The organism is Arthrobacter sp. LjRoot78, assembly GCF_964254335.1.
Lineage (GTDB): Bacteria > Actinomycetota > Actinomycetes > Actinomycetales > Micrococcaceae > Arthrobacter.
On record NZ_CAXUTG020000001.1, the window covers coordinates 317,793 to 338,523 of the forward strand.

A 20,731-nucleotide genomic window follows, 5' to 3' on the forward strand; every position below is an offset into this window, starting at 1 on the left:
GCCGGATCGTTCCTGATTCCGGCCATGGCAACGGATGGAGTCATTGATGACTGCTGGACAAGTCCTGAGGGGGATCGAGTTTTCACGTCCCGGCGGATTGCCGTTGCTGCTGGACCTCTACCTGCCGGCGGCAGGAACCTCCCGGGCCGGCTCCGGGGGTCCGGTGCCGGCCGTCGTACATTTTCACGGCGGCGGCTGGCGCATGGGGGAGCGTTCCTCCCTCGGCCCGGTGACCGACGCCTTTGCGCTGGCACCCTTCGAGCGTCTGGCCGCGGCAGGGTTTGCCGTGGTGTCGGCGGACTATCGCCTGTCCTCGCAGGCCGTGTTTCCGGCACAGCTCGAGGATGCCACAGCCGCCGTCGCCTGGCTCCGGAACCACTCGGCTGAGTTCAACGTGGACCCGGGCAGGATTTTTGCCTGGGGGGATTCCGCCGGCGGGCATCTGGCCTGTCTTGTGGGCCTCGGGGCGGACGGTTCCGGCGCCGGTGCGGGGGCCCAGGCGTCCGGTGTGAAACCTGTTGCTGCCGTCGCCGCCTGGTACCCGCCCACCGACCTTGTCCGGATGGGCAGCCAGGCCCTGCCGGATGCCGTGGCAACGGCGGACGACCCCGGTTCCCGCGAAGCGCTCCTCCTCGGAGCGCAGCCCGCGGATGCCCCGGACATGGCGGCTGCTGCGAGCCCGCTGAGTTACGTGGGCAGCCATGCACCACCGTTCTTCCTGGCCCATGGCACCGCCGACCGGTTCGTCCCGCCAGCCCAGGCCGCCACGTTCGCCGCGGCGCTGGAAGCCGCTGGCGCCGACGTCGAACTTCTCCTCATTGAAGGCGCCGACCACATGTGGTCGCTTCCGGACAAAAGCCCGGCCGCGGCGCAGAAGGTCCTGGACGCCACCATCGATTTCTTCCGCAGGCAAGCCCAGGTCACCTGACCCGGCACTTCCTGACTTTGACCCCAGCCTGACCGGCATTCCTTGTGTCCGGGCTAGACCTGAAAGGCTCCACATGCAGTACATCGGCATCAACCACAGCGGGGAAACCTGGGCAGCGGCCCTGGTGGACTCCCGCGTTTTCCCGCTGGCGCCCGTAGGCGAGTTCTGGGCGGACGCCGCCGGCTGGCAAGACAAGTCTGTCTCCCTGATTGCCGGCGCCTCAGCATCCGGTGCTTCAGCAGCCGACGACGGCGGCTGGCTTGAGCGCGCCAGCGTTACCGAAGTGCCGCTGGTGCCCGCATCGGCCCGCATCATCTGTGTGGGCCTCAACTACAAAGCCCACGCCGCGGAAGGCAGCTACAAGGACCAGGACCTGCCTCCGTGCCCCACGCTGTTCGGCCGCTGGACGGCCTCGCTGTCAGTTGGGAACGTGCCCGTGCCCGTACCCTCCGGCGAAGCGGGACTGGACTGGGAAGGCGAAGTGGCGGCGTACGTCGGCCGGCGTGTGGAATCCGTGGACGAGGCCGAAGCGGCCGAAGCGGTCTTCGGCTACTCCACGTTCAACGACCTCACGGCCCGCCGGGCGCAGAAGCTCACCACGCAGTGGACCCTGGGCAAGAACGGCGACTTCACCGGACCGCTGGGTCCGCTGGTCAGCCGGGACGAGGTGGGCGACCTCCGTGACGGCCTCCAGGTCCGCACGCGGGTGAACGGCACCGAGGTCCAGAACGGCAACACGCGGGACATGATCTTCTCCGTGCCGGCCATCATCTCGCTGATCAGCCAGACCCTCACCCTCCATCCCGGCGATGTGATCGCCACCGGAACCCCGGAGGGTGTGGGGTACGCCCGCACACCGCAGTGGCTGCTGCAGCCGGGCGACACCGTTGAAGTGGAAATCGACCGCCTCGGCACGCTCACTACTCCCGTCGGCGACATCTCGCTCCGTGGCCGTGCCTGATGGTCACCCTGGAAACCGCCTCTCCTGACACGCTGCCGGAGGAGGTGCAGGTCCTGATCTCCGGCGGCGGCCCCAGTGGACTCTTCCTCTCGCTGGACCTCGCATCCCGCGGTATCCCGAGCACGGTGATCGAGCCACGGACCACCGTGGATCCGGCCCGGCCCCGGGCCAAGACCACCAACGCCCGCACCATGACGCACCTCCGCCGGCTGGGACTTGCGGACGCACTCCGCGCCGCGGCACCGCTTCCCGTGGACTATGCCCAGGACGTCACCTTCTGCACCGTGCTGGCCGGTCCCGCGGCCCATGAAATCCGGACGTTCCGGCACGCGTTCCAGCTGGTGCCGGGCCGCTACGGGCCGCAGCCCGAATGCGGCCAGCAGGTTCCGCAGCCCGTTTTGGAGGAGGTCCTCCGCGCGGCGGTGTCCGAGGCCCCGTTGGTTACCTTGCTGACCGGGTGGCATGTGCAGGACGTCAGTGTTAATTCCGGAAGTGGTAATTCAGGGCCGGTTCCTTCCGGAACCGCCAGTACCGGAACCGCCGTCGTGGTGGCGGACGATACCGGACGGACCCGCACCATCACCGCCGACTTTGTGGTCGGGGCCGACGGCGGTTCCTCCGCCGTGCGCCGCGGCCTGGGCATCCGCCTGGAAGGCGGTTCCGCGGAACTGTCCAACATCAGCATCATGTTCCGCTCGAAGGACCTTGGCCCCAGGATCGCGCTGCCACCCGCCGTCCAGTACTGGGTGGTGGGAGGGGAAACCGCCGGAATGGTGGGCCGGATGGACCTGGCCGATACGTGGTGGGCCATCGTGCAGGGCGTGGACGCAGAGGCTGCGGCCGCGCTGGCGGATGACGCCGCCGTCGCCATGGTCCGCGAACTGGTGGGCACAGAGGTGGACGTCGACGTGGTGGCCACCGATCCCTGGACCGCCCGCATGCTTCTTGCCCCCGGCTACGGCCGCGACGGCGTGTTCCTGGTGGGCGACGCAGCGCACCTGAATCCACCGTGGGGCGGGCACGGCTTCAACACGTGCATCGGCGATGCTGCGAACCTTGCGTGGAAGATCGCGGCCAGCCTGGGAGGGTGGGGCGGCCCGGAACTCCTGGCCAGTTACGGGCTCGAACGCCGTCCGGTGGCGGCGCGGACCATCCGCGACGCCGCCACCAACGGCGAGGCGCTCGCCTACCATTTCGCTGATCCGGCCCTGCGCAGCGCCGGCGGCGACGGCATCCGGGCCAGGCAGGCGGCTTACGAGGCGCTCGCGGTCAAACAGAGCGAGTTCGATTCGCTGGGACTGGTCCTCGGCTACGCCTACGCGGATTCGCCCCTGGTGGTGCCTGACGGTTCGCCGGTTCCCGCTGAGGACCCAATCCGGTACGTCGCTTCGGCCAGCCCTGGGGCCATGCTGCCGCACGCCTGGTTGGATGACTCAACCTCCCTCTACAGCCTCCTTGGCACAGGCTTCACCCTCCTGGCCGACGCCGCCGGCCTGGGCGGTGTGCCTGAGGTTCAGGTCTTTGCGCCGGTCGTCCATGCTGCGGCCCGGCAGGGCATCCCGGTGACCATCACCGCCGTCGGGCCTTCCGACGACGGGACGCCGATGGCGGACCTGTGGGGAGCCGACGCGGTGCTGGTCCGTCCGGACCAGCACGTTGCCTGGCGAGGTACGTCCGCTGAGGCTGCCGCGGCAGCGCTAGCCGTGGCCGCCGGCTGGAGCGCAGCGCCCCGGCATTCTTTCGAGCACAGGCCGGAGCAGAACAGCCCGGCGCAGCCCAACCCAACGCAGCCCACCGAAAGGGAGTCCCGTGTCAGCGCCGTCATTCCGTGAATTCCTGTTCGCTCCGGACCATCCGCGGGTGGCCGGGATCCGCGGCCTCACCGCCCGGGACTACGCCGAAGCGGCCAAAACCGACTCCTTTGCCGGCCCCATGATCAAGGGCTGGGACGTGCTCTACCCGGAACCTTTCAGGGGGATAACGAACGACGGCGTCCTCCGCCCGGGGCTCTATCCGCTCGAACCGGCCAGGGCCGGCGAAGAAGCGCCCACAGCGGCGATGGTGGCAGCCGGCCGGAAGCTGCTGTCTGCTGCAACCCTCGATGAAGTCTCCCGGTTGAGCTACGGCGTGGACGCCCACGAGTGGCAGAGCTGGGCGAACCCCGAGTTTATGCAGCACGACACCGGACTGCGCCTTGATGAACTGGACGCCCCGGTCCGGGATGCCGCGCTGGCCGTGGTGGAGGCGAGCCTGAGCCCTGCCGGTTTCGAACTGGCCAGGAACCTCATGCGGATCAACGGATTCCTGGGTGAACTGGTGGAGCTTCCGCTGCTGATGAATGAGTTCAGCTACAACTTCGCCCTGTTCGGTGAGCCGTCCGAGACGGAACCTTGGGGCTGGCAGCTCTTCGGCCACCACGTGGCGCTCAACTGTTTGGTCGCGGGCACGCAGCTGGTGATCTCGCCCGTGTTCCTCGGAGCGGAACCCGACGTCATCGACGCCGGTCCGCACCGGGGCGTCAAGGTCTTCAAGGAACGCATCGCGCTAGCCCGGAAACTGATGGGTGCCCTGCCGGACGGGCTCCGAAAAGAGGCGACCGTGTATGCCGCCATGGTGGACCCGGCCATGCCTGAGGGCCGGATCCACCCCGGGGATGAACGCCATCTGGGCGGCTGCTTCCAGGACAACCGGGTGATTCCCTATGAGGGCATTGCGGTCGGCTCGATGCCGCCCGAGGCGCTAGCCGTGCTGGATGACGTGGTGGAGGATTTCATCGCCTACCTGCCGGACGGACCCAGGGCTGCGCGGCGCAGGGAGATCCGGGAACACTACGGCGAGAGCTGGTTCAGCTGGATCGGCGACTGGGAGGGGCAGGAGGCCTTCTACTTCCGGCTGCAGAGCCCGGTGATGGTGATGGAGCTGGACCACCACACGGGGGTCTTCCTCAGCAACGACGAGCCGGCGCCGTTCCACATTCACACGGTCCTGCGCACGCCCAACGGCAACGATTATGGCCGCGAACTGGTGCGCCAATACCCATCGATTGCTCCGTAACAGCCGTTTTCCGGGGCGAAAAGGGCGCGTACGGAGCAATCGATGACCCCCAGAAACCAGAAATGGACTGGAACCAGAAATGGCCCGGACTTCCTTTCGGAAGTCCGGGCCATTGGCGTTCGTTGGTTCTTCTCAGATGTCCAGGGCCGTGCGACGCTGCGGCGGGGGACCGACGACGGTCAGGTCCATCTCCGCCTGGGCGCGGCCGAAGCCTTCCATGTCCATGTACGGTGTCCCGCCTTCGGTGTACATGTAATCCTCGGTGGGCTTGTTGAAGTACTCAAAGAAGCCGTTGAAGACCGACGGCGTCAGGAAACCCACCATCTGGGTGTTGTGGGAGTCGAACGCGAAGGAGTGGACGGTTCCGGCCGGCGCGTGCACGAAGTCGCCCTTGGTCAGGAGCATCTCGCGGCCGTTGGCGTAGAGCCACATCCGACCCTCCGTGCACAGGAAGTTCTCGGTGTGCTCCGAGTGGAAGTGCAGCGGAATGTAGGGCGACTTGGCTCCCTTGGTGTGCACTGCGAAGTAGTTTGAGCCGGTGTTCGCCGGCCTTGAGAGGTAGGTGAACATGGTCTGGTAGCTGACCAGGCGTTCACCTTCGCCCGCACTGAGGAAGTACGGGCTCTGGATGGGCGGAAGGCCGGCGTCCTGCTGGAAGGTAGGCGCAACGCGCTGCACCTCCGGGAACGTGATGCCGAACTCGGCCCCCACTTCCGCCTGCTCCTGTGCGCTGCGTTTGTGGCCCGCGCGCACCGGCGGAACATGCGAATCGATGGGGGTGCCGACGCGTTCGTAGTAGGCCTCGGCCCCGCCGGGGGTCATCCAGTTCAGGAACCGTGTGTAGTGGCTGGCCATGCGGTAGGCGTGCGGGGTTCCTGGAGGAATGACTACGGAGTCGCCGGGCGTGAGGATGCGGCTTTCGCCGGGCAGCCAGACGTGCAGGATGCCGTCGAAGACGTACAAGGTCTTGTGCTCCACCTTGTGGCTGACGAAGGGAGATTCGGCCCCCATCCCGCCCGAGACGTAGGCGGCACTGAAGATGCCGCCGGTGTCCGCCGAACGGGCGATGACGGTGACAAGCTGCCCGTTGATTTCGTACCGGGCGCCCTCGCCGGAAGCCATGTAGTAGGGGACAGCCTCGCCGGGCAGCGCGTTCGCCACCGGGAGTTGTGTATTCATTTCCTCAACGCTGAGGGACATTGGTTCCTTCTTTCCAGTCCGGAGCTTCGCCGTGGCGTGGTCACCAGCATGCCCTCAAACGAAGGGTCGGGGTGTCAGGCTTTCCAATGAGTGAAATACATTTCGGCACTCCGTCAGAGCACGACAGGGTCACTCGAGTCTGAAGTAGTTGTTTCTTCGCGGGACCTGTCGTGGGTCGATGTGGGGTGGCGGGGTGAACCAGGGGATCCCGGTTTTGATGTGGATCTGCCACTGTTCCTTGTGGATCAGGTGGTGGTGATGGCTGCAGAGCAGGGCGCCGTTGTCGGTGCTGGTGTGTCCGCCGCGTGACCAGTAGGTGATGTGGTGGGCTTCGCACCACGGGGCGGGGATGGTGCAGCCCGGGAAGGCGCAGCCCTGGTCGCGGGCGGTGAGGGCTTTGCGGATGTGCGGCGGGAACACCCGGGTGGTGTGGCCGATGTCCAGGATCCGGCCCTGGCTGCCGAGCAGGACGGGGATGATGTCCGCGTCGCAGGCGATCCTGCGGACGGTGGCGGCGGTGACGGGGCCGGTGAACGTAAACGAGCCCGTGCCCGGGATGCCGTTAGCTGCACTCGCGCCCGTCCCGGTGTCTGCGCCTGATCGGGAGCGGGGTCCTTGGGCGGTGGTGTGCTCGAGGTTCTCCAGCTGGTCGAGGAGGTCGCGGTAGCCGATGGTGACCATGACCTGGGGCCGGAGCCCGCCCGCGGCCGGGAGCGTGCCGGTGGTCAGGGCTGTTTTGCAGGCATTGACGAGGCCGTCCAGGAGCTGCTGCGGGCGGGTGCGCTGATCCAGGTCCTGGTCCAGGTCCTGCTCGCCTGGTTGGGTGCGGGGGTTGGTGGCCGTGTTCATGGCGGTGAGCAGGTGTTCGGTTTGCTCCGTGGTGGCGAGGATTTCCATCCGCTGGAGTCCGCGGCGGGGCTGGCGGAGGAACACGCCCTGGCGGTGCCGGAGTTCGGTTTCGGTGGGTTCGGTGCCGTCCTGGTCGATCGCGTCCGTCCACTGCCGGGCGACGCGGGCGACGAAGTCGGTGTCCTGTTCCGTCGCGGTGCGGGTCAGGGCGTGTTCCATCCTGGCCATGGTGTTTTCGGTGGCGTGGTGGCGGACCCGGTCCAGGGCGAGGGTGATGATGGTCGCGGACCTAGTGCCCACGGTCCCGGATGCCACGGCCTCGGCGAGTTCGGGCTGTTCCGCCGGTTGGGGGTGGCCGGTGATCCCGGTCCCGGGCAGCACCGCCTCCGCCAGTGCCAGCCGGCGCCGGGCTTCGCCGGCACCGATCCGCAACCTCGCGCGGAGGAACTCGGCAGTGTTCCGGCAGCCGTCATCGGCCGGATCCGGTTCCCGGGTCGCAGGAGCTGCAGTTCCCGCGGGCGCCTCGGCAGCCGGACCGCTTGCAGCCCGATCACTCCCTGCATCGGCAAGCTGGCTACTCGTCCAGCCGATGGGCCCGTGCACGGCAGTCTCGTTACCCCACCCGGTGGTCCAGCCAACCGCGGCACCAGAGCCGGCCCTCGCAGAACCCGCAGCAGCCGAGGCCTGGCGCCGGGTCCGGTCCACAGCCCCGGCGGCGACCACCTGTAGGTAGTCCAGGGTCCGGGCGATTTCCTCAACGTTCGCAGCGAAGCCGGCAGCCTCCCGGAAGCCCATCACCCCGGCGTCCTCGGCCGCCGTCGAACTGGCACGTTTGAGCAGCTCAAGGCTCCGGGGAAGATCACCGGACCCGCCGCCGTCGGACGCCAACGCCTGAGAAGTCTGCAGACCGGCGGGGACGCTGCGCAGGCCCGGACCGGAAGCGGGCCGAACAGCAGAAGCGGCGGCGGGCAATGCCGCCCACCGCAACGCCCCTCCTGCTGCGAGTTCCCCCAAGACCTCCATGGGACAACTCTGCCAAAGGGGTCCGACAATTTAGCCCCGCCGCCTGGCCCGGCCCGTCACCACCCCGACGAACGGTCCCGCCAGTCCCGACAGTCCCGCCAGTCCCGCCAGTCCAGCCAGTCCTGCCAGCCGCGCTGCAAACCAGTCCAGCTACTTAGCGCTGTATTCCTCGTCAGTCACGTGCTCGCCCCACGCTGTTTCCGGGCCCTCCTGGCCGTCGCCCAGGGCTTCCCACATGGCCAGGTGGCACATGAAGTGGTCCGCGGCGGCACCGTGCCAGTGCTCTTCACCAGGCGGCGTGTAGATGGTGTCGCCCGGGCGGATCTCAATCACTTCGCCGCCGCGGGCCTGGACCAGGCCGCGGCCTTCGGTGACATGCAGGGTCTGGCCGTTCGCGTGCGAGTGCCACGCAGTGTGCGCGCCCGGGGCGAAGCGGACCATGTTCACGCGCAGCTGCGAGGGTGCCTCGCCCTTCGCAATGACGTCGAACCAGACGTCGCCGGTGAACATTTCCGCCGGTCCTTTGTTGCTTGGCGTTTTGGGCTGGATTTCCAACAGTTCTCCTCAATCGCTGGTTGCCCGCCCCTGTGGGGGCGGCATTCCACCGGTTCAACACTAGGAGCCTTCGCGGGCGGCAGGGAGGCCCTGCCAGTACCTGTATCAACAGAACCTTCCCCGCGCGGTTGCTAAGGGGTTTGCTGGATAGGCAGCGAAAACTTCCTAAGGAGCAGCACCATGGCAACAGAAACCCCGTCGCGGGCCCAGCAGTTGATGGGCGACATCGCGCCCAAGCTAGCCCAGCTCACCGATGATGTCCTGTTCGGCGATGTCTGGGAACGGCCCGGCCTCTCGCCCCGCGACCGCAGCCTGATCACCGTTGCTACGCTGACGGCGCTCTACCGCACCGGCCAGCTGCCCTCCCACCTGCGGCTCGCCCTCGCGAACGGCGTCACCCCCGATGAACTGGTCGAAATGTTCACCCACCTTGCGTTCTACGCCGGCTGGCCGAACGCCATCACCGCCGTTACGGCGCTCAAGGAAGTTCTTGCAGAACAACAGCCGGCTGAACAGCCGGCGAATGAGCAGCCGACGACGGCGCACGCCGGCTAAGCAGCCGGGTCCAGCTATCCATCAACACCTTAAAAGGATTCCCATGCGCGACGGCGGTGCCGTTGGTAGGGTGGGAGCTGCCCAGTACACCGATGTGCCGATGAATTTTGGCACCGTGATGCGCAATATCACCTTGACCGGCGGCGTGGCCCCGGCCGGGGCCCACATCGAAGGACTCATGCCGGACATCCTCTCGGGAACAATCCAGCCCGGCATGGTGTTTGACCACACTGTGGCCCTCGACGACGTCGCTGTCGGCTACCGGGCGATGGCCGACCGCACAGCGCTCAGAGTGCTGATCCGTTCCTGACACTGATGTTCAGCCACCCGAACCGAACTTCATACCCAACGAATCCAACGAACACCCAACATTGGAGAACATATTGCTTACCGCTAACGCTTACGCCGCCCCGTCCGCTGACGGAGACCTGATCCCCATCACTATCGAACGCCGCGACGTCGGCCCACACGATGTGTTGATCGAGATCAAGTACGCCGGTATTTGCCACTCGGACATCCACACCGTCCGCGGTGACTGGGGACCCCAGCAGTACCCGCTGGCACCGGGCCACGAAATCGCCGGAATCGTCACCGAGGTTGGCGCCGAAGTCACCAAGCACGCCGTGGGCGACCGCGTCGGCGTCGGCTGCATGGTGAATTCCTGCCGCGAATGCGTCAACTGCCAGAAGGGCGAGGAGCAGTACTGCCTCAAGGGCAACACCGGCACCTACGGTGCGGTGGACCGCGACGGCACCATCACCCAGGGCGGCTACTCCACCCACGTCGTGGTGACCGAAGACTTCGTGGTCCGGATCCCGGAAGGCATCGAGCTCGACGTCGCCGCACCGCTTCTCTGCGCCGGCATCACCACCTACTCGCCGCTGCGCCACTGGGGTGCAGGCCCGGGCAAGAAGGTGGCCGTCGTCGGACTCGGCGGACTCGGCCACATGGCCGTCAAGATCGCGCACGCCATGGGCGCCGAGGTCACCGTGCTGTCCCAGTCACTTAAGAAGCAGGAAGACGGCCTGAAACTGGGCGCCGACCACTACTACGCCACCAGCGACGAAAACACCTTCGCCGACCTGGCCGGCAGCTTCGACCTGATCATCAACACGGTCAGCGCTTCGATCGACATCAGTTCCTACCTGCAACTGCTGACACTTGACGGCACGCTGGTGAACGTCGGTGCGCCGGCGGAACCGCTCCCGGTAAACGCGTTCGCGCTCATCGGCGGCCGCCGCTCCTTCGCCGGTTCCATGATCGGCGGCATCCGCCAGACCCAGGAAATGCTCGACTTCTGCGCCGAGCACAACCTCGGTGCCGAGATCGAAGTCATCCCGGCCGAGAAGATCAATGAGGCCTACGAACGCGTCCTGGCCTCCGACGTCCGGTACCGCTTTGTGATCGACACCGCGACCCTGAGCTAACCCAGGCCGCGTCGAGCTAGCCCGGCCGCGTCAGCGACCGAAAGCAGTAACAACCGAAAGCAGCGCCGCCCTCAGGAGAGGTCGGCGCTGCTTTTGCGTTTGGACGCCAACCAGATGGACCGCCAGGCCCGCCGCATGATCTAGGCAGATGGCCGGGCGACGGAAACACGAGCCCTTTGCATTCCCTCCCGTTGGGTAGCATGAGACCCACCGACCCGCAGCTGAGGGAGCCTGCTCTTGCCGCCAGAACGCTCATTTCGGCCCGGTTGGGCCGGGTCGCCCGGCCATCCGGAGGACGCCGTCCGCCGCCTCAGGGCCGCAGGCTGCGTGTTTGCCGAGGAGGAAGCCGGCCTGCTGACGGACGCTGCCGCCTCGGCCGCTGAGCTGGAAACAATGATCGAACGGCGCGCCGCCGGGCTGCCCCTGGAGCACATCCTCGGCTGGGCGGAATTCTGCGGACTCCGCATCGGTGTCGCCACCGGAGTGTTCGTCCCCCGCCGCCGCACCGAGTTCCTGGTACGGCAGGCTGAGCTGCTGCTCCGCATGCACGACGGCGGGACTCCCGACGGCGGGCGGCGCGCCGCCGGGCGTGCCGTCGTCGTGGACCTGTGCTGCGGCTCCGGGGCCGTAGGGGTGGCACTGGCAGCCCGGGCAGACGGAATCGAACTGTACGCCTCGGATCTGGATCCGGCCGCAGTACTGTGCGCAAAGAGCAACATCGAGCCGTTTGGCGGACACGTCCATGAGGGTGATCTCTTCGAACCGCTGCCGTCCCGGCTGAGGGGCAGCATCGCCGTCGTGGTGGCCAACGCCCCCTACGTGCCCACTGCGGCGATCGGAACCCTGCCTCCGGAAGCCCGCACGCACGAACCGCGGATGTCGCTGGACGGCGGGCCGGACGGGCTGGACATCCAGCGGAGGGTCATCGCGGAGGCGCCGGCCTGGCTTGCCCCGGGCGGGCACGTGCTGATCGAAACGAGCCGGGGGCAGGCGAGGCAGACTATCGGACTGATGCGACGGGCAGGGCTTACGGCCCGGCTGGCCAGCGACCCGGACGTGGACGCCACAGTAGCGATCGGCACAGCCGCCGTTGGCAGCGCCGCTCAGACCGGCAGTGGCTCAGAACCGGCAGTGGCTCAGAATCCGGCGGCGGCCGTTTCCTCGGCAGCCCGCTGTGATCCCGTGAGCAGCTCCGAGTAGAACCGGAGGTACTCGCGGACCATCCGCTGGGAACTGAAGCGTTGCTCGGCCGCACGCCGGCAGTCGCTGCGGCGCAGCCCGGCGGCACCCTGAAGTGCCTCCGCGAGGGCCTCGACGCTGTCCGCCAGGAACCCTGTTTCGCCGTCGTTGATGATTTCCGGAGCGGACCCCCGGCGGGTGGCCACCACCGGGGTGCCGGTGGCCAGGGCCTCGATCATCACCATCCCGAAAGGTTCCGGCCACTGGATCGGGTTCAGTAGGGCCACGGACTCGCCAAGCAGCCGGTATTTGTCCGCCGTCCCCAGCTCGCCGAGGTATTCAACGTCCGCGCCCAGGAGGGGTTCGATCACGTCGTGGAAGTAGTCCAGCTCAAACGGCTCACGCATCTTGGCGCCGATCCGCAACGGGATGCCCGCTCGGCGCGCCACCATGATGGCCTGCAGGAGGCCTTTGTTCGGATGCATCCGTCCCAGGAAGCATGCTCCGTCGTTGTGCGACGGGCTGTACCGGATGCCCCGGACGTCAATCCCGTGGTGGATCACGGCGTCCACCTTTACCCCGCAGGCCGTGGAGGCCTGATGGTGCGAGATGGCCACGAGTGCTGTCTCCCGTTGCATGGCACGGTAGATCAGCGTCAGTTCGTCGTCGAAAGGCCCGTGCAACGTGGTGACGCGGGGAACGTCGGGCCTGTCCCGCTGGCACAGCGGACCGAGCAGCGTGTGGTCGTGGATGATGTCCACGTCCGCCATGGATTCGTAGGCACGCAGGACGTGCAGGATCTCCTCCCGTCCCGAGTCCATGCTGAGTTCGGACGAGTCGGAGAGGCCCGGAACCCTGGGAACGGGACACGTGCTGTCGCTCGAGGCGGCAAGCACAACATCGTGCCCTGCCTCCGCGAGCCCCGCGGCAAGGGTGTGGACCACGGATTCCGTCCCGCCGTAGCTCGGCGGGGGAACGGGAATCCATGGTGGTGCCAGGATGCCAATATGCATAGTGCCTCCTACATCAGCCGGCCCTCCGGCCGGGGTCATGGCGGACCCGGATGAGGTCCGCCAGGGGTTCCTGCGTCCCCAGGTGCAGTTCAATTGAGGCCGGCAGCCCCGTCACGTGGGCGGCGTTACGCGAAACCTCGATGGTCAGGCGGGAACCTGCCAGCGGCACTTGTTCCTTCTTCAGGTAGCCGAATCCTTCCGGGAAGACAGGGCTCAACCAGAGCCGGCCGGTAGGTGCAGAAGGATCAAGGCGCAGCAGGACGCGGATGAGGTGGATGGGAGTGGCCGACGCCCAGGCCTGCGGAGAGCACGACGACGGATAGGACACCGGGGGCTTGCCTGATTCGCGCGGGAAACCGCAGAAAAGCTCGGGCAGCCTGCCGCCGAATGCCTCCGCGGCGTCGAAGAGGGCCATGGCCACCCGCTGCGATTCTTCGATGAAGCCGTACCTCATCAGTCCGGCAGCAATCAGGGCGTTGTCATGCGGCCACACGGAGCCGTTGTGGTAACTCACGGGATTGAACGCGCCCATGGTCGAAGCCAGTGTGCGGACACCCCAGCCGGAGAACATGTCCGGTTCCATCAGGCGCTGTGCCACGAGGGGTGCCTTCTCGTCATCGACGATTCCCGACCACAGGCAATGCCCCATGTTGGAGGCGCAAGCATCCACGGGCCGTTTGTCCTTATCCAGAGCCACCGCGAAGTACCCGCGCTTCGGCAGCCAGAATCTGCGGTTGAACTCCTCCTTGAGTGCTGCGGCACGGTCACCCCAGCTGCGGGCAAACGCGCCGTCACCGGCGTCGAGGGCAAGCAGGGCACGGGCTACGTACGCGCTATAGGTATAGCCCTGGACCTCGCACAAAGCGATGGGCGGTTCGGCGAGGGTCCCGTCCGCAAAGTTGATTCCGTCGTAGGAGTCCTTCCAACCCTGGTTGAGGAGGCCGTGCCGTGTGGCGCGCTCATATTCCACAAAACCGTCCCCGTCACGGTCCCCGTAGTTTGTGATCCAGTCCAGCGCACGGTCCGCGTTGGGGAGGAGTTCCTGCACGGCCCGCGGCTCCAGTCCCCAGCGGCTGATTTCACCCAGCAGGGTGACGAACAGCGGGGTGGCGTCCACCGTCCCGTAGTACGTCTTGGCGCCGCCCAACGACAGGGCGGCGCCTGAACCGAGGCGCACCTCGTGGAGGATCCGTCCGGGTTCCTCCTCAGTGAGCTTGTTGATCTTTTGGCCCTGGTATTCGGCAAGCGTCTGCAGCGTACCCAGGGCAATTGCGGGATCAACCGGAAGCGCCATCAGCGAGGTCAGCAGGGAGTCGCGGCCGAAGAGCGCCATGAACCACGGTGCGCCCGCCGCGACCACGGTGCGGTCCGGATGGGCGGGGTCTGCAATCCGCAGGGAGCCCAGATCCCGCTGGCTCTGGCGCAGGATCCTTTCGAGCGAGGGGTTGTCCATGCTGATCACCGGCGCAGCGGCGCCCCAGGTCCGGTGGCGGAGGGCGGGAGCCGATTCGTGTTGCGGTGTGCTGGCGGAGAACCTGCCCGCCGGTTCGCTGCCGTCGGAGCTGGGTGTCACCACTATGGTCGCGGTCCATGAACCCTTCGCGGGAACAGTCACCTTGTACATCACGCCGTGGCGGTTCACGTCTGCCCCGGGCGCGCGTACTGTCACGCCCAGCAACCTGTTGTTGTGGCGGCCGCTGATAACCAGCCGGTCGCCTTCCGGCCGGTGGGAGGGGCGCAGTTGGCGGGTTTTCCTGCCGGCCTTGACCTCGAACAGGTCCGCGAAGTCCGCCTCCACCGCCAATTTGACGCTGCAGGGCGCCGGGGAGTTGGAATAGTTGCGCACGGTCAGGGTCTCGCGGATGCCGTCGCCCACCTGCCGGTCCCGCTCAATAACCATGGGCCGGTCGGCGGCCCCGTCAGGCTGCGGCGCTCGGCCGGTGAAGACGGCCCGGTACGGTTCCGGGGTCACCGCCATGAGCCCTTCCACCACGTGGTTGTTCACCAGCAGGTTCCAGCGGGACAGGATCCTTGTGTCCTGGTAGAAAACACCATGGGCCATGCCGGGATCCAGGTCGCCGTTGCCGGCGGAAATGAAGAAAGATGATCCTTCAACGATGGTCACGGCGTTGTGGCCGATTGAACCGGCCGTGTCCAGGTTCCAGCCGTTCATGGCCGCCGCCGGGCAACAGCCCGCACCGCAGCAGCCGGGAAGGCGGGGGCCAGGCGTCGAAAGCTCATGAATTCACTCCGGACCGAGGATTCAATGGCTGACTGCTTAGCCATCCACATTCTAGAATTCCGCGCCGTCCCCCGGCAAGGTTCTTTGGACCCTTGCGGCGGACCGCTGCGGCGGACGCTTGGCTACCCGAGGACGGGCCGTTGTGAACCCGGCTGATGGAGCGCGAGTCCAGGGTGGCAAGGCCGGGCAAAACTGGCAGGAACGGGCCGACCCGCCCGGAACCAAGGGGCCGGACGGGTCGGTGTGACTGCTGTCGGGTTTGTTAGGTCCGCTCAGGGTTCGTGTTGATGGCGGCGCCGGCGGGCGTGGCCCCGCCTTCGTCGGACCAGTCCTGGCCGGTTGAGTCATTGCGGGCCGGATCGCTGGTGACGTCGGGGACGTTGCCATCCGCAGTGCCCAGATTGACGGTCTCCGGATGCGTGCTGTGGGACGGCACGTAGTCGCCGGCGGGCAAGTCGCTTTCTGCCGCGGGAACTGCGGTTTTAGCCGTGTGGTCCGAGGCGCCTGCCTTGTCGCGGTGGACAGCGGAACTGATGACCGTGCCTGCACGGCGGGCTGCCTCGGTCAGCTGGTCTGACACTTCGGGGGCCTTTTCCTTGACCGCTTCGGTTGCTGCCGCGACTTTGTCCTGGACCGGTTTGCTGTCCCAGAGCGCCGCAGCCCTCGCCTTGATTTTCTCGTAGGCGGCGCGGCCGGACCTGGAACCCAGGACGAAGCCCGCTGCTACTCCGGTACCGAAAAGAAGTTTTGCTTTCATGATGTACTCCTGCTCCGTGAGAATCCGTACTCGGGCGAATCCGTGCGCGGGTGAACCCCGTAGGGGAACGCCCGTAGATACAAGGCCGTAGATACAAGGCCGTGGATGAGGGGGCCATAAATGGAAAAACGGCCCCAGGAAAAATCCCGGGGCCGTTTCTCAGGCCGGACTCCGCTTTAGCGGGCCGTGCGCTTGGTGATCATGCCGTAAACAAGCAGGACGATGATCGCGCCGCCAATGGCCAGCAGCCAAGTGGACAGCGAGAAGAACTCGTTGATGCCAACACCGAAGAGCAGGCTGCCAATCCAGCCGCCGAGGAATGCACCTACGACGCCCAGGAGCAGGGTGATGAAAATGCCACCGCCCTGACGGCCGGGGAGGATTGCCTTAGCGATTGCTCCGGCGATAAGGCCCAGAATCAGAAATGCGAAAAAACCCATTTTATCGTTCCTTCTTCTTTCATTGAGGAGGTGCCCGGATCCCGGGCACGCTACATCCTTCTACCTAATACTAATCATGCTTAGTATTAATCTGCCAGTCGGCGGACCTGTGAATTTCTGGGAGCGCCGATTTTCAGTGGCCTTGAACGTCGGAATTAACCCCGGCCTCGTCACCTCCGTCCAGCGTTGCAATGGCGGATGTGTCGTCCGCGTCCAACGCAAAACGGAAGATGTCCAGGTTCTCTTTCATGCGCTGTGGATTGGCCGATTTGGGGATGGCGACGAGGCCCTGGTCGATATGCCAGCGGAGTACTATCTGGCCGGGGGTTTTGCCATGCTTTTCGGCGATCTTCCCCAGTACTGGGGCGTTCAGGAGGTCGCTGCCCGCACCCAGCGGGCTGTATGACTCGGTGACGATCCCATGCCGTCTGTTGTAGGCGATGTCCACTATCCGGGTGACAGCCGGGCTGACCTGGATCTGGTTGACGGCCGGCACAACATCGCACTCGGCCATGAGCCGTTCCAGGTGCGCCGGCTTGAAGTTGGAGACGCCGATTGACCGTGCTTTTCCGGCGGCCTGCAACCGTTCAAAAGTTTTCCACGTTGAGATGAATTCATCCCGCCGGGGGAGCGGCCAGTGGATCAAAAGCAGGTCCACGTAGTCCAGCCCGAGGCGCTTGAGTGACCCGTCCAGTCCTGCCAGGGCCCTCTCCTGGCCTTGGAATTCACCGTCCAGTTTGGTGGTGATGAACACTTCCGACCGGTCCAGGCCGCTGGCTCGGATGCCGTTCCCCACGCCTTTTTCATTGCCGTATTTCACCGCGGTGTCGATATGCCGGTACCCGGCTTTCACGGCATCAACGACGGCGGCAGCCACCTGCTGGTCGTCCAGCGGCCAGGTCCCCAGCCCGATCTGGGGAATCCGGTGTCCGTCATTGAGCTCAATCACTGGTGAAAGCGCCATTTCAAAAGTCTTTCCTATCGGAGCCGGTTTGGACAGATGTCAAAAGGCACGGTCTGCCAATGATTTACCAGGCGTAGTCTTCCGGGGCGGTGCGGTGGCCGGGGAAGATGTCATCGAGGCGCTTGAGCGCATCGGCGTCGAGCTTCACATCGAGGGCCCGGATGGCGGCGTCGAGCTGTTCCTGTGTACGGGGACCGACGATCGGTGCGGTGACCGCGGGCTGGTGCAACAGCCACGCGAGTGCGACGTCGCCCGGCTCATGGCCGAGGTCGTCGGCCAGGTCCTCGTACTGGCGGATCTGGTCCTGGTGCTTCTTCAGCGTCTCGGCCGCCCGCCCTTCGGTGCGGCGGACGCCGTCGCGCTCTTTCTTCAGCACGCCGCCCAGCAAACCGCCGTGCAGCGGCGACCAGGGGATCAGCCCCAGCCCGTACTGCTGGGCGGCAGGGATGACTTCCAGCTCCAGGTTGCGGGTCAGGAGGTTGTAGATGGACTGCTCGCTGACCAGGCCGGTGAAGTTGCGGCGGGCAGCGGACTCCTGTGCCTGGGCGATGTGCCAGCCGGCGAAGTTGCTGCTGCCCGCGTAGAGGATCTTCCCCTGCTGGACGGCCACGTCCATGGCCTGCCAGATTTCGTCCCATGGCGTGTTCCGGTCGACGTGGTGGAACTGGTAGATGTCGATGTAATCCGTCTGGAGCCGCTTGAGGCTGGCGTCCAGCGCCCGCCTGATGTTCAGGGCGGACAGCTTAGACTCGTTGGGCCGGTCCGTCATGGTGCCGTAGAGCTTGGTGGCCAGCACGGTGCGTTCGCGGCGCTCGCCGCCCTGGGCAAACCAGCGGCCAATGATTTCCTCTGTCCAGCCGCGGCGGCCGGTGCCGCCATAGACGTTGGCGGTGTCAAAGAAGTTGATGCCGGACTCCAACGCGGAGTCCATGATGGAGTGCGCGGCCGCTTCTTCGGTCTGCGGGCCGAAGTTCATCGTGCCGAGGCACAGGCGGGAAACCTGCAGGCCGGAGCGGCCAAGGTGGGTGTACTGCATGGTGACGTCCTGTCTGGTTGTGGTTTCGGTGATCGAGCCTGTCGAGATCGGTTTCGACAGGCTCAACCACCGACGGCCGGTTACATCTGGCTGAAGGCGGCGACGGCGGGATCGGCGCCCGCGCGGGCGCCCGACTCCAGCGCGGTGATTTCGCTGAGTTCGGCGGCGGAAAGTTCGACGGCGACGGCACCCAGGTTTTCCCGCATGCGCTGCGAATCGGCGGACTTGGGGATGACGATGGTGCCCTGGGCGAGGTGCCACGCCAGCACGATCTGGGCGGGAGTGGCGTCGTGTGTGCCGGCGAGGTCCTTCACGGCCGCTGCATTCAGGTCCGCGCCCTGGCCGAGCGGGCTGTAGGCCTCCACCGCGATGCCGAGTTCCCTGCACTTGGCGGCCAGTTCCTGCTGCTGGAAGGTGGGGTGGCTTTCGAACTGGTTCACTGCCGGGACCACGTCCGCGGCCGGGAGGAGCGTGTCCAGGTGTTCCGGGAGGAAGTTGGACACGCCGATGGCGCGGATCTGGCTGTTGGCGTAGAGCTTTTCCATCGCCTTCCAGGCGTGGGTGAAAAGCCCTTGGGAAGGCACCGGCCAGTGGATCAGGTAGAGGTCCACGAACTCGACGCCGAGAGCCTTGCGGCTGTTCTGGAATGCCTCGTGCGCGTTGCCCTGTTCGCCGTTGCGGAGCTTGGTGGTGATGAAGATGTCTTCGCGGGGAATGCCCGAGGCGGCGATGGCAGCGCCGACTCCTGCTTCGTTCCGGTAGGCGGCGGCGGTATCGATGTGGCGGTACCCCGCTTCCAAGGCATCTTCAACGATGCGCTGCGTTTCTTCCGGCGGAACCTGGAACACGCCGAAGCCGAGTTGCGGGATCCGGACTCCGTTGTTGAGGGTCAGTTGCGGAATGGTGTTTTGGTTCGTCTGGGACATCGTCAGTTTCTTCCGGTCGTGGGGATCGTCGAAGGGTGTGGGAAACCGCTTTCGTACTGGCTAGGCTTCGAGCCTATGCACTTTGCCTTGCCGTGTCAGCAGGGATGCCTGTTCCTGTTTTTCCTAGGACTGGCAGTCCTACGTTCGTTGTAGAACGCAGGCTTGCGGGCCGTGCACAATGGAAGGCATGGGTCAGAGCGCCGAGTTTGGAAAATTCCTGAAGGCCATGAGGTCGCGGCTGAAGCCGGAGGACGCCGGGCTGGCCGGAACCTCCGGTGCCCGGCGGGTTCCCGGGCTGCGCCGCGAGGAGATAGCGCGGCTGGCGGATGTGAGCACGGACTACTACACGCGCCTGGAGCAGGGCCGCAACATCCACCCGTCCAGGGCAGTGCTTGATTCCGTGGCGCGTGCGCTGCGCCTCGATTCCAGCGAGCAGACGCACATGATGGATCTCCTGGAGAATTGTGCGGCCTCGCAGGGTTCTCCCCTCCCGGTCCAGAGTGTCCGCCCGGCGCTGCGCCAGCTCCTGGACGCGGTGGGTGACGTTCCCGCGCTGGTCCTGGGCCGCCGGAGCGACGTCCTGGCCGGCAACAGGCTGGCCTTCCTGCTGTTTGCCGATTTCCCGGCCATGCCTGCGGGGGAGCGCAACCTGACCCGCTGGCTGATGCTCGATCCGCGCACCCGTGAGTTGTTCCGTGACTGGAAGGCAGTGGCTTCAGATGCGGTCGGCGCCCTGCGCGGGGACGTTGGCCGCCATCCCAACGATGCCCAGGCCAATCAACTGGTGGGCGAACTCGCGGTGCACAGCGAACACTTCCGGCAGTGGTGGGCCGGACACCGTGTCGCCGCTCCGTCGGCGGGCAGCGTACGTCTCCGCCATCCTGCGGTGGGAGACCTGGAACTGAACTTTGAAAACCTGGTGCTTCCGGATGATCCGGACCAGGTCCTGCGGGTGTTTTCCGCGAAGCCGGGGTCGCCGTCGGCCGATTCATTGACGCTGCTGGGCAGCTTCGGTGCCGGCATGGACAGCGTGGCCGCCGGCCCGGCCGATGCGGCTGTGCAGCTGCCACATGAACCCGTCTGATTCTGGGCAAACGCCCATTGGGGAGCGCATCGGGTTTTCCTAGCCTTGGGGTAGACCTTTTTCACTACCAAGGATGGGATTCAACGATGAAGCGCATCGCACTGCTCCGCGAACGAGTGGCCACCGCCGGGGCCACAGGAACCCACTGCCCGGCTTCCGGACTGTGGGCCCCTGTGGACGCACCGCATGATGGTCAAACCTTCTTCGAAGGACACGTTTTTCCGTCCTACAACGGCTCGCCCACCGTCTGGCGGCGGGTCACGGCAGGGGACACGTCCCGCTGAAACTCCGGGGTTAGCGCTCCAGGCGGAACCCCAATTTGATGGTCACCTGCCAGTCGGCCACTTTCCCGTCTTCCAGGTGCCCGCGGATTTCCTTGACTTCGAACCAGTCCAGGTTGCGGAGGGTCTTCGCGGCCTCGGCGATCCCGTTGCGGACGGCAGCGTCCACGCCCTCGCTTGAAGTTCCGACAATTTCAGAAATGCTGTAGGTGTGATTCGACAACTTCGCTCCTCATAATCTCCATTGACACCCGGAA

Annotated in this window: 21 protein-coding genes; 10 read left to right on the forward strand and 11 right to left on the reverse strand. The window is 66.1% G+C overall.

Features of this window, described 5'->3' with window-relative positions:
* Window positions 1-46: 46 nt before the first annotated feature.
* The 4 genes from ACSQ1X_RS01540 (at window position 47) to ACSQ1X_RS01555 (ending at window position 4,943) form a co-directional block, all read left to right on the forward strand.
* A complete protein-coding gene (locus ACSQ1X_RS01540; protein ID WP_436056395.1) occupies window positions 47-928 on the forward strand; it encodes an alpha/beta hydrolase fold domain-containing protein in 882 nt (293 codons plus the stop codon).
* Window positions 929-1,001: 73 nt separating this feature from the next.
* Window positions 1,002-1,889: a fumarylacetoacetate hydrolase family protein gene (locus tag ACSQ1X_RS01545; RefSeq protein WP_436056396.1), complete on the forward strand. Its 888-nt coding sequence runs from the start codon at window positions 1,002-1,004 to the stop codon at window positions 1,887-1,889.
* Complete coding sequence (locus tag ACSQ1X_RS01550) at window positions 1,889-3,721, forward strand: FAD-dependent monooxygenase (protein WP_436056397.1); 1,833 nt, start codon at window positions 1,889-1,891, stop codon at window positions 3,719-3,721. Before ACSQ1X_RS01545 ends, ACSQ1X_RS01550 begins: the two co-directional genes overlap by 1 nt.
* Window positions 3,699-4,943: a DUF3500 domain-containing protein gene (locus ACSQ1X_RS01555; protein ID WP_436056398.1), complete on the forward strand. Its 1,245-nt coding sequence runs from the start codon at window positions 3,699-3,701 to the stop codon at window positions 4,941-4,943. The genes ACSQ1X_RS01550 and ACSQ1X_RS01555 overlap by 23 nt, the downstream gene beginning before the upstream one ends.
* 132 nt (window positions 4,944-5,075) lie before the next feature.
* Here ACSQ1X_RS01555 and ACSQ1X_RS01560 read toward each other — a convergent pair whose 3' ends face one another.
* The 3 genes from ACSQ1X_RS01560 to ACSQ1X_RS01570 all read right to left on the reverse strand — a co-directional run bounded on the left by ACSQ1X_RS01560 (window position 5,076) and on the right by ACSQ1X_RS01570 (window position 8,570).
* Complete coding sequence (locus tag ACSQ1X_RS01560; protein WP_436056399.1) at window positions 5,076-6,143, reverse strand: quercetin 2,3-dioxygenase; 1,068 nt, start codon at window positions 6,141-6,143, stop codon at window positions 5,076-5,078.
* Window positions 6,144-6,272: 129 nt separating this feature from the next.
* Window positions 6,273-8,015: a DUF222 domain-containing protein gene (locus ACSQ1X_RS01565; RefSeq protein ID WP_436056400.1), complete on the reverse strand. Its 1,743-nt coding sequence runs from the start codon at window positions 8,013-8,015 to the stop codon at window positions 6,273-6,275.
* A 150-nt stretch (window positions 8,016-8,165) separates the two neighbouring features.
* Window positions 8,166-8,570: a (R)-mandelonitrile lyase gene (locus ACSQ1X_RS01570; RefSeq protein WP_436056401.1), complete on the reverse strand. Its 405-nt coding sequence runs from the start codon at window positions 8,568-8,570 to the stop codon at window positions 8,166-8,168.
* Window positions 8,571-8,750: 180 nt separating this feature from the next.
* Between ACSQ1X_RS01570 and ACSQ1X_RS01575 the strand changes: the two genes are divergently transcribed.
* The 4 genes from ACSQ1X_RS01575 (at window position 8,751) to ACSQ1X_RS01590 (ending at window position 11,752) form a co-directional block, all read left to right on the forward strand.
* Window positions 8,751-9,125, forward strand: coding sequence for a carboxymuconolactone decarboxylase family protein (locus ACSQ1X_RS01575; RefSeq protein WP_436056402.1), 375 nt, complete (start codon window positions 8,751-8,753; stop codon window positions 9,123-9,125).
* Between the two features lie 100 nt (window positions 9,126-9,225).
* Complete coding sequence (locus tag ACSQ1X_RS01580; protein ID WP_436056403.1) at window positions 9,226-9,435, forward strand: hypothetical protein; 210 nt, start codon at window positions 9,226-9,228, stop codon at window positions 9,433-9,435.
* A gap of 73 nt (window positions 9,436-9,508) precedes the next feature.
* The gene (locus ACSQ1X_RS01585; RefSeq protein WP_436056404.1) at window positions 9,509-10,552 is read left to right on the forward strand and encodes an NAD(P)-dependent alcohol dehydrogenase; all 1,044 of its coding nucleotides are present in this window, start codon (window positions 9,509-9,511) and stop codon (window positions 10,550-10,552) included.
* A gap of 237 nt (window positions 10,553-10,789) precedes the next feature.
* Window positions 10,790-11,752 carry a putative protein N(5)-glutamine methyltransferase gene (locus ACSQ1X_RS01590; protein ID WP_436056405.1) on the forward strand — a complete coding sequence of 321 codons (963 nt, stop codon included), beginning with the start codon at window positions 10,790-10,792 and terminating at the stop codon, window positions 11,750-11,752.
* Here ACSQ1X_RS01590 and ACSQ1X_RS01595 read toward each other — a convergent pair.
* From ACSQ1X_RS01595 to ACSQ1X_RS01625, 7 genes are all read right to left on the reverse strand, one after another.
* A complete protein-coding gene (locus ACSQ1X_RS01595; protein WP_436056406.1) occupies window positions 11,689-12,744 on the reverse strand; it encodes a glycosyltransferase family 4 protein in 1,056 nt (351 codons plus the stop codon). The two genes, ACSQ1X_RS01590 and ACSQ1X_RS01595, sit on opposite strands and share 64 nt — an antisense overlap.
* A 13-nt stretch (window positions 12,745-12,757) precedes the next feature.
* The gene (locus ACSQ1X_RS01600; protein ID WP_436056407.1) at window positions 12,758-14,917 is read right to left on the reverse strand and encodes an amylo-alpha-1,6-glucosidase; all 2,160 of its coding nucleotides are present in this window, start codon (window positions 14,915-14,917) and stop codon (window positions 12,758-12,760) included.
* Between the two features lie 331 nt (window positions 14,918-15,248).
* Complete coding sequence (locus ACSQ1X_RS01605) at window positions 15,249-15,743, reverse strand: hypothetical protein (RefSeq protein ID WP_436056408.1); 495 nt, start codon at window positions 15,741-15,743, stop codon at window positions 15,249-15,251.
* Window positions 15,744-15,919: 176 nt separating this feature from the next.
* Entirely contained in the window at window positions 15,920-16,183 is a 264-nt protein-coding gene (locus ACSQ1X_RS01610) for a GlsB/YeaQ/YmgE family stress response membrane protein (RefSeq protein WP_011690132.1), read from the reverse strand.
* A 133-nt stretch (window positions 16,184-16,316) separates the two neighbouring features.
* The gene (locus ACSQ1X_RS01615; RefSeq protein ID WP_436056409.1) at window positions 16,317-17,147 is read right to left on the reverse strand and encodes an aldo/keto reductase; all 831 of its coding nucleotides are present in this window, start codon (window positions 17,145-17,147) and stop codon (window positions 16,317-16,319) included.
* 64 nt (window positions 17,148-17,211) lie between these two features.
* Window positions 17,212-18,183 carry an aldo/keto reductase gene (locus ACSQ1X_RS01620; protein ID WP_436056410.1) on the reverse strand — a complete coding sequence of 324 codons (972 nt, stop codon included), beginning with the start codon at window positions 18,181-18,183 and terminating at the stop codon, window positions 17,212-17,214.
* A gap of 80 nt (window positions 18,184-18,263) precedes the next feature.
* The gene (locus tag ACSQ1X_RS01625; RefSeq protein ID WP_436056411.1) at window positions 18,264-19,109 is read right to left on the reverse strand and encodes an aldo/keto reductase; all 846 of its coding nucleotides are present in this window, start codon (window positions 19,107-19,109) and stop codon (window positions 18,264-18,266) included.
* 187 nt (window positions 19,110-19,296) lie between these two features.
* Here ACSQ1X_RS01625 and ACSQ1X_RS01630 point away from each other — a divergent pair, with 187 nt between their 5' ends.
* On the forward strand, window positions 19,297-20,193 hold the full coding sequence (locus ACSQ1X_RS01630; RefSeq protein WP_436056412.1) for a helix-turn-helix transcriptional regulator: 897 nt from the start codon (window positions 19,297-19,299) through the stop codon (window positions 20,191-20,193).
* Between the two features lie 86 nt (window positions 20,194-20,279).
* Window positions 20,280-20,477, forward strand: coding sequence for a hypothetical protein (locus ACSQ1X_RS01635; RefSeq protein ID WP_436056413.1), 198 nt, complete (start codon window positions 20,280-20,282; stop codon window positions 20,475-20,477).
* 10 nt (window positions 20,478-20,487) lie between these two features.
* Here ACSQ1X_RS01635 and ACSQ1X_RS01640 read toward each other — a convergent pair whose 3' ends face one another.
* Entirely contained in the window at window positions 20,488-20,697 is a 210-nt protein-coding gene (locus tag ACSQ1X_RS01640) for a dodecin (protein WP_028270601.1), read from the reverse strand.
* Window positions 20,698-20,731 lie beyond the last annotated feature (34 nt).

What these genes read in the sequence shown, in the direction of transcription:
- ACSQ1X_RS01565 (WP_436056400.1), bottom strand. Translation starts at nt 8,015, where the DNA reads ATGGAGGTCTTGGGGGAACTCGCAGCAGGAGGGGCGTTGCGGTGGGCG.
- ACSQ1X_RS01600 (WP_436056407.1), bottom strand. Translation starts at nt 14,917, where the DNA reads ATGAACGGCTGGAACCTGGACACGGCCGGTTCAATCGGCCACAACGCC.
- ACSQ1X_RS01550 (WP_436056397.1), top strand. Translation starts at nt 1,889, where the DNA reads ATGGTCACCCTGGAAACCGCCTCTCCTGACACGCTGCCGGAGGAGGTG.
- ACSQ1X_RS01630 (WP_436056412.1), top strand. Translation starts at nt 19,297, where the DNA reads ATGGGTCAGAGCGCCGAGTTTGGAAAATTCCTGAAGGCCATGAGGTCG.
- ACSQ1X_RS01545 (WP_436056396.1), top strand. Translation starts at nt 1,002, where the DNA reads ATGCAGTACATCGGCATCAACCACAGCGGGGAAACCTGGGCAGCGGCC.
- ACSQ1X_RS01610 (WP_011690132.1), bottom strand. Translation starts at nt 16,183, where the DNA reads ATGGGTTTTTTCGCATTTCTGATTCTGGGCCTTATCGCCGGAGCAATC.
- ACSQ1X_RS01615 (WP_436056409.1), bottom strand. Translation starts at nt 17,147, where the DNA reads ATGGCGCTTTCACCAGTGATTGAGCTCAATGACGGACACCGGATTCCC.
- ACSQ1X_RS01595 (WP_436056406.1), bottom strand. Translation starts at nt 12,744, where the DNA reads ATGCATATTGGCATCCTGGCACCACCATGGATTCCCGTTCCCCCGCCG.
- ACSQ1X_RS01635 (WP_436056413.1), top strand. Translation starts at nt 20,280, where the DNA reads ATGAAGCGCATCGCACTGCTCCGCGAACGAGTGGCCACCGCCGGGGCC.
- ACSQ1X_RS01625 (WP_436056411.1), bottom strand. Translation starts at nt 19,109, where the DNA reads ATGTCCCAGACGAACCAAAACACCATTCCGCAACTGACCCTCAACAAC.
- ACSQ1X_RS01575 (WP_436056402.1), top strand. Translation starts at nt 8,751, where the DNA reads ATGGCAACAGAAACCCCGTCGCGGGCCCAGCAGTTGATGGGCGACATC.
- ACSQ1X_RS01580 (WP_436056403.1), top strand. Translation starts at nt 9,226, where the DNA reads ATGAATTTTGGCACCGTGATGCGCAATATCACCTTGACCGGCGGCGTG.
- ACSQ1X_RS01560 (WP_436056399.1), bottom strand. Translation starts at nt 6,143, where the DNA reads ATGTCCCTCAGCGTTGAGGAAATGAATACACAACTCCCGGTGGCGAAC.
- ACSQ1X_RS01620 (WP_436056410.1), bottom strand. Translation starts at nt 18,183, where the DNA reads ATGCAGTACACCCACCTTGGCCGCTCCGGCCTGCAGGTTTCCCGCCTG.
- ACSQ1X_RS01540 (WP_436056395.1), top strand. Translation starts at nt 47, where the DNA reads ATGACTGCTGGACAAGTCCTGAGGGGGATCGAGTTTTCACGTCCCGGC.
- ACSQ1X_RS01605 (WP_436056408.1), bottom strand. Translation starts at nt 15,743, where the DNA reads ATGAAAGCAAAACTTCTTTTCGGTACCGGAGTAGCAGCGGGCTTCGTC.